Source organism: Nocardioides sp., assembly GCF_035429765.1.
Classification (GTDB): domain Bacteria; phylum Actinomycetota; class Actinomycetes; order Propionibacteriales; family Nocardioidaceae; genus Nocardioides.
The window spans coordinates 1-6,592 of the sequence record NZ_DAOMFK010000179.1 but is presented as its reverse complement, the minus strand read 5'-3'; the positions used below and the strand labels follow the sequence as shown (position 1 = coordinate 6,592).

Here is a 6,592-nt window from a genome sequence, read left to right as displayed (position 1 = left end):
CGGGATCTGCGCCGGGGCGTTGACGCCGCTGGACACGTCCACCAGGTCCCACCCGTGGTCGGCCAGCACGCCGGCGAGCTGTGTGGACTGCTCCACGTCCCACCCCCCGTCGACCCAGTCGGTGCCGGAGATCCGGACGAGGAGCGGCCGGTCGTCGGGCCAGACCTCACGGATCGCGTCGACGACCTCGACGAGCAGCCGGCTGCGGCCGGGGAGGTCACCGCCGTACTCGTCGGTGCGCTGGTTGGAGAGCGGCGAGAGGAACTCGTGCAGCAGGTAGCCGTGGCCCGCGTGCACCTCGACCACGTCGAAGCCCGCGGCCAGCGCGCGCCCGGCAGCCGACGCGAAGGCCGCGACGGTGCGCCCGATCTCCGCGTGGTCGAGCTGGTGCGGGACCGTGAGCCCCGGGAACGCCTCGGTGGAGGGACCGACCGGCTGCCAGCCGCCGTCGTCCACCGGCCGCGGGCCGCGGGGCTCGCCCGGGAAGGGGCGGTGCACCGACGCCTTGCGGCCCGCGTGCGCGAGCTGGACACCGACCGCGGCCCCCCGCGCGCGGACGAACGCCGCGATCCGGGCCCACGCCTCGGCCTGCGCGTCGTTCCACAGGCCCGTGTCGTGCACGCTGATCCGGCCCTCGGGCAGCACGGCGGTCGCCTCGGTGAGGACCAGCCCGAAGCCGCCCACGGCCCGGGCGCCCAGGTGCACCAGCTGCCAGTCGGTGGGTACGCCGTCGCGGGCGTCGACGGCGTACTGGCACATCGGCGAGAGCCAGACCCGGTTGCGGATCGTGCGGCCGCGCAGCGTGACGGGCGTGAACAGCAGGGCCATCAGCTGATGTCCTGCCGGACCGCTCGCACGATGCCGAGGCCGGACAGCACCGCGGCCCAGGCGACCAGGACCAGTGCGGCGGCCCACCAGCTCAGCCGCGCCACCCCGCTGGAGTCCTCGATGACATTGATCACGGCGTTGGTCGCCGAGCTGGGAAAGTAAGGGACCAGGTGGTCGGCGGCGAAGTTCCAGAAGGACAGCGCGAAGACGAGCAACGGCTCCACGATCCAGGCCACGCCCACCCCGATCAGCAGCGCGGCGACCTGGTTGGGGATCAAGATGCCCACCCCCAGTCCGATCAGCGCCCACAGCCCGAGCACCAGCAGGCTGAGCACCAAGGTGCGCAGCACCGCGGTGGAGGGGAACGGGTCGGCACCCCTCAGCTGCAGCACCGTCGCCCCGGTCACCACCGAGCCGAGCAGGCTGAGCACGCCGTAGCCGGCCGCGATGGCGAGCAGCGCGACGACCTTGGCCAGCAGCGCGCGGGCACGGTGCGGGGTGGCCAGGAACGTGCCGGTGATGGTCTGGTGGCGGTACTCCGCGCCCACCTGGATGACGCCGATGGTGAGCATCAGCAGGTAGCTGACGCTGAGCCCGGCCGTGTAGACGGAGTTGGCGATCTGGACGTCGTCGCCCACGGGTGCGCCCGGCTCCTGCATCACCGAGGAGGTGAACAGGATGCCGTAGAGCAGCGACATCGCCGCGGCGGACAGGAGGACGGCGATCCCCATGCCCCACCACAGCCGGGTGGTGGAGAACTTGAGCAGCTCGGAGTGCACCGACCGCGCCGTGCTCGGACCCGCGGTCATGCCGCACCACCCTCCCCGACCGCCACCGCGGTGCGGTTGGTCCCCTCGGTGAGCTCGAAGAACAGGCCCTCCAGGTCCGCGGCCTTCTCCCGGAGCTCCCACACTGGCAGCCCCGCCTGCAGGGCGACGTCGCCGACCAGCCGGAGGTCGGCGGTCTGGGCCAGCAGGCAGCCGTCGTTCTCGGGGTGTACCGCGACCCCGGCCGCACCCAGCGCGCTCGCGAGGGCGGCCGGGTCCGACGTACGCACGATGGTGCCGCTCCCCCCGCTCAGCTCGGCGAGCGAGCCCTGGCGGACCAGCCGTCCGTTGGCGATGATCACCACCTCGTCGGCGGTCTGCTCCACCTCGGCCAGCAGGTGGCTGGAGACCAGGATGGTCTTGCCCTGCGAGCTCAGGTGGCGCAGGAAGGTCCGCAGCCACCGGATGCCCTCGGGGTCCAGGCCGTTGGCGGGCTCGTCCAGCAGCAGCACCCGCGGGTCGCCGAGCAGGGCAGCGGCCAGCGCCAGCCGCTGGCGCATGCCCATCGAGTAGGTGCCGGCACGGCTGCGGGCGAACACCGGGATGCCGGTCAGCTCCAGCAGCTCGTCGACGCGTGCGGTCGGTACGCCGGTGGCTGCGGCCAGCACCCGCAGGTGGTCCCGGCCGGAGCGTCCGGGGTGGAAGCTGGTGGCCTCGAGTGCGGCGCCGACCGTGCCGAGCGGGTCGGCCAGCTGGTGGTAGGGCACCCCGTCGATCGTGGCGGTCCCCGAGGTGGGCCGGACCAGGTCGAGCAGCATGCGCAGGGTCGTGGTCTTGCCTGCGCCGTTGGGACCGAGGAACCCGGTGATCTTGCCGGGGTCGACCTGGAAGGACAGGTCGTCGACCGCCGTGAAGGAGCCGAACCGCTTGGTGAGGTTGCGGACCTCGACCCGTGCGCCGATCACGGACATGATGAGCCCCGCATGTTCGTCATGGGTCGATCCTTCCAGGTGACCCCAGAGCAGACGCGTAGGGAGTCGGATGACGCAGGTGATCGTGGTGGGAGCCGGACTGGCCGGGCTCGCGGCTGCCCGCCGGCTCGTCGGGGCCGACGTCGACGTCGTGGTCCTGGAGGCCAGGGACCGGGTCGGCGGGCGGGTCGAGGGCGGCACCCTGGCCGACGGCACCCCGGTGGAGCTCGGCGGCCAGTGGCTCGGCCCTACCCAGGACCGGATGTACGCGCTGGTCGAGGAGCTGGGCCTTGAGACGTTCCGCACCTACAACGACGAGGGCCAGCTGCTGCTGGACCTGCTGGGCATCCAGTCGCGGATGAGCGCGCGCCGGGGCGCCCTGCCGCGGATGTCGCCGGTCGCGCTGGCGGACCTGGCTCAGGGGATGTACCGGTTCCAACGGCTGGCCCGCCGGATCCGCCTCGACCAGCCCTGGCGCAGCCGCGACGCCGACGCCTTGGACGCGCAGACCTTCCACTCCTGGATCCACCGCACGCTTCGCACCGCGACCGGACGCGCCTACTTCCACGTCGCCTGCGAGGCGATCTGGGCCGCCGAGCCGGGCGACCTGAGCCTGCTGCACGCGCTGTTCTACGCCCAGTCGGGCACCGACCTGGAGACGCTGATCTCGGTCGACCGGGGCGCCCAGCAGGACCGGGTGGTCGGGGGCTCGGTGCGCCTCGCGGAGGCGATGGCCGACCGGCTCGGGGACCGCGTCCGGCTCGGCAGCCCGGTGCGCCGGATCGAGCACGACGGGTCCGGCGTACGCGTGGAGTGCCGGGACGGCACGACGTACGACGGCAGCCACGTGGTCGTCACGCTGCCGCCTACGCTGGCGGGCCGGCTGGAGTACGCCCCGGTGCTGCCGTCCTGGCGCGACCAGCTGACCCAGCGGCTCCCGGCGGGGTCGGTGGTCAAGGTGTTCGCGCGGTACGACGAGCCGTTCTGGCGCGCCGAGGGTCTCAACGGGCAGGCCGCCTCCGACCGGGGCCCGGTCAAGGTCACCTTCGACAGCTCCCCGCCCGAGGGTCGGCCCGGTGTGCTGATGGGGTTCCTGGAGGGCCGGGAGGCCCGGCAGTGGGCGCGGCGCCCCGAGACCGAGCGCCGAGAGGCCGTGCTGGAGTGCTTCGCGCGCTACTTCGGCGCGCGCGCCGCGACGCCGGTCGAGTACCTCGAGCGGGACTGGATGGCCGAGGAGTTCACCCGCGGCTGCTACGGGGCGCACTTCACCCCGGGGGTGTGGACGTCGTACGGCGAGGCCTGGCGCGAGCCCGTCGGCCGGATCCACTGGGCGGGGGCTGAGTGCAGCCCGGTGTGGAACGGCTACATGGAGGGTGCGGTGCGCAGCGGGGAGGAGGTCGCCCTCCGGCTGGTCACCGAGGCCGCCAGCGGCGAGGTCGCGGGCGGGCCGCGATGAACCTGAGCCGCCGCGGGCGGGCGCTGATGGTGCTCGCCCTGCTCACTCTGATCATCAACCTGCCGCTGGTCACCAGCCTCGCCACCGAGCGCCAGGTGCGCCGCAACGGCGTGGACGTGAGCGCGCAGGTCGTGCGGACCTGGACCGTCGACTCGGGCGCCGACCGCACCTTCTGGGTGAGCTTCACCCTCCCGGAGCGGCTCGACCCGGGGCAGACGGAGTACGCCGCCCAGGTCGTGCCGGACGTGTACGCCGGCGCTCGCGACGGGGCGCTGGCGGTGCGGGTGCTGCCGGACCGGCCCTCGGCCCACCTGGTGGACGGCCGGGTGGCGCACCGCACCGGGCTGTGGCTGACGCTGGCGGCGGACGCCCTGCTGGCCCTGGGTGCCCTGCTGCTGTGGCGCAGCGGGCGCTACTCGACCCGGCCGGAGGACGTGCGGCTCGAAGCGGTCGGGGACGTCGAGGCCGACCCGGGCGACGGGGCCTCCCCGCGGACCGACGAGGGCCTGACGGAGCTGGCCGACGGCACGTGGCGGGCGCGGGGCACCGTCGTCCGCGCCTCGGCGGACGAGGTGGTCCTCGACCTGGTCGACCGGGAGGCCATCGTGATCCTGGACGGCCACCAGAACCCGGTGGGACCCGGTGAGGTCGCCGTCGCCCGGGGCCGCCTGCTGGACCGCTGACCGATAGTACGGTCCCAACGCGGGGTCAAAGGCCGCCTGGAACCCCGCGTTGGGACCGTACTATCGGGCGTCAGGCGGAGGTGGCGGCGTAGAGCGCGGCACCCACGATGCCGGCGCGGTTCTCCAGCGTGGCCGGCACCGTGGGGGTCTGGATGCGCACCAGGGGGAGGAAGAGCTCCGAGCGCCGGCTCACCCCGCCGCCGACCACGAACAGCTCGGGGGAGAACAGCATCTCGACGGTGCGGTAGTAGCGGGTCAGCCGCTCGGCCCACTCCGACCAGGACAGGTTCTCCTCCTCGCGGATGCTGGCCGCGGCCCGGGACTCCGCGTCGTGCCCGTCGATCTGGAGGTGACCCAGCTCGGAGTTGGGGACCAGCACCCCGTCGTAGACGAACGCCGACCCGATGCCGGTGCCCAGCGTGGTCACGATCACCAGGCCCCCCTGGCCCCGGGCCGCACCGAAGCGCACCTCGGCGAGCCCGGCCGCGTCGGCGTCGTTGACGACGTGGACGTCCCGCCCGGTGGCCCTGGTGAACAGGGCGTCGGCGTCCGTCCCGATCCAGGCCTTGTCGATGTTGGCGGCCGAGTGCACCACCCCGTGGCGTACGACGCCAGGAACCGTCACGCCCACGGGACCGCCGTCGGACGGGAACCGCGAGAGCAGCTCGGCGAACACCTCCGCCACCGCCTCGGGCGTCGAGGGGTCCGGGGTGTCGATGCGCAGCCGCTCGGCGGCGAAGTCCCCCTGCTCCAGGTCGACCGGGGCTCCCTTGATGCCGCTGCCGCCGAAGTCGATGCCGAACCCTCGCGTCCTCATGGGCCCAGTGTGGCGGTAGTCGGGCCCCCGCGCTCGCGTTCCACCCCGCGCCTCTCGGGACCGGCTGTTGTCAACCGACCGGTTGACAACAGCCCGCCGGCACCGTAGCCTTGCTCAACCATCCAGTTGAGCAAGGAGTACGCCGTGGGACTGCCCGCCGACCCGCTGTCCGGGGTCTTCGCGGCTCTGGCCGACCCCACCCGGCGCGACATCGTGACCCGGCTGACGCGCGGAGACGCCACGGTCGGCGAGCTGGCCGCGGCGTACCCCGTCTCTCTGCAGGCGGTCTCCAAGCACCTGCGGGTGCTGGAGGAGGCCGGGGTGGTCAGCCGCAGCCGCGACGCCCAGCGGCGGCCGGTCCACCTGGAGGCCGAGGTCTTCGACCTGATGTCGGCCTGGGTCGACCGCTACCGCCGACAGGCCGAGGAGCGCTACCGGCGCCTCGACTCGGTGCTCGCCGCCATGGCCGAGGACCCTCCCACGCCGCCGCCCGGCGACGTACCCCACCACGACCCAGGAGGAGACCGATGACCACTCACGAGGTCACCATCACCGTCGACCCGCAGCTGCCCACCGTCGAGATCGTCCGCGAGTTCGACGCCACCCCCGCGCAGGTCTACCGCGCCCACGTCGACCCCACCCTGTTCGCGCAGTGGGTCGGCCCCCACGACCTGGTGACCGAGGTCGACCACTGGGATCCGCGCACCGGCGGCTCGTGGCGCTACGTCGCCCGGCGGCACAGGGAGGAGCACTGGTTCCGCGGCTGCTTCCACGAGGTCCGGCCTGACGAGCGGATCGTCCAGACCTTCACCTACGAGGGATTCCCCGACAGCGTCTCCCTCGAGTTCCTGGACTTCGAGCCGCTGCCGGGTGGCCGGTGCCGGCTGCACGCGGTGTCGGTGGTCGACTCGCTCGCCGCCCGCGACGCCTTCGTGGCCAGCGGCATGGAGTCAGGGGTCGTCGCGGGGTACGAGAAGCTCGACCGGCTCCTCTCGGCCTGAGCGGGGCGGCCCGGCGCCGGCGGCCCGCCGGTGCGGGTAGGTTCGTGAGCCGTGGCAGGTGCGCCGTCC

The 6,592-nt window shown here is 73.5% G+C and carries 8 protein-coding genes; 4 read left to right on the top strand and 4 right to left on the bottom strand.

All coding sequences use genetic code 11. The features are described from left to right. The 3 genes from PLP61_RS13750 to PLP61_RS13740 form a co-directional block, all read right to left on the bottom strand. A partial coding sequence (locus PLP61_RS13750; protein WP_324503307.1) for an oxidoreductase occupies positions 1-828 on the bottom strand: 828 nt, incomplete at its 3' end. After that, the gene (locus PLP61_RS13745) at positions 828-1,637 is read right to left on the bottom strand and encodes a hypothetical protein (RefSeq protein ID WP_324503306.1); all 810 of its coding nucleotides are present in this window, start codon (positions 1,635-1,637) and stop codon (positions 828-830) included. The genes PLP61_RS13745 and PLP61_RS13750, both read right to left, overlap by 1 nt. Continuing rightward, on the bottom strand, positions 1,634-2,566 hold the full coding sequence (locus PLP61_RS13740; protein WP_324503305.1) for an ABC transporter ATP-binding protein: 933 nt from the start codon (positions 2,564-2,566) through the stop codon (positions 1,634-1,636). The genes PLP61_RS13745 and PLP61_RS13740 overlap by 4 nt, the downstream gene beginning before the upstream one ends. 70 nt (positions 2,567-2,636) lie before the next feature. Here PLP61_RS13740 and PLP61_RS13735 point away from each other — a divergent pair, with 70 nt between their 5' ends. Further along, positions 2,637-4,022, top strand: a complete 1,386-nt coding sequence (locus tag PLP61_RS13735) for a flavin monoamine oxidase family protein (RefSeq protein ID WP_324503304.1) — start codon at positions 2,637-2,639, stop codon at positions 4,020-4,022. Next, entirely contained in the window at positions 4,019-4,705 is a 687-nt protein-coding gene (locus tag PLP61_RS13730) for a hypothetical protein (RefSeq protein ID WP_324503303.1), read from the top strand. The genes PLP61_RS13735 and PLP61_RS13730 overlap by 4 nt, the downstream gene beginning before the upstream one ends. Before the next feature lie 70 nt (positions 4,706-4,775). Here the strand turns inward: PLP61_RS13730 and ppgK are convergent, their stop codons facing one another. Continuing rightward, positions 4,776-5,522, bottom strand: a complete 747-nt coding sequence (ppgK, locus tag PLP61_RS13725; RefSeq protein ID WP_324503302.1) for a polyphosphate--glucose phosphotransferase — start codon at positions 5,520-5,522, stop codon at positions 4,776-4,778. A gap of 144 nt (positions 5,523-5,666) precedes the next feature. On the opposite strand from ppgK, the gene PLP61_RS13720 reads away from it, so the two are divergent. Then, positions 5,667-6,053 (top strand): ArsR/SmtB family transcription factor, encoded by a 387-nt coding sequence (locus PLP61_RS13720; RefSeq protein WP_502889059.1) that lies wholly within the window; start codon positions 5,667-5,669, stop codon positions 6,051-6,053. Further along, positions 6,050-6,523: an SRPBCC family protein gene (locus PLP61_RS13715; RefSeq protein ID WP_324503301.1), complete on the top strand. Its 474-nt coding sequence runs from the start codon at positions 6,050-6,052 to the stop codon at positions 6,521-6,523. Before PLP61_RS13720 ends, PLP61_RS13715 begins: the two co-directional genes overlap by 4 nt. The last annotated feature ends 69 nt before the right edge of the window (positions 6,524-6,592 follow it).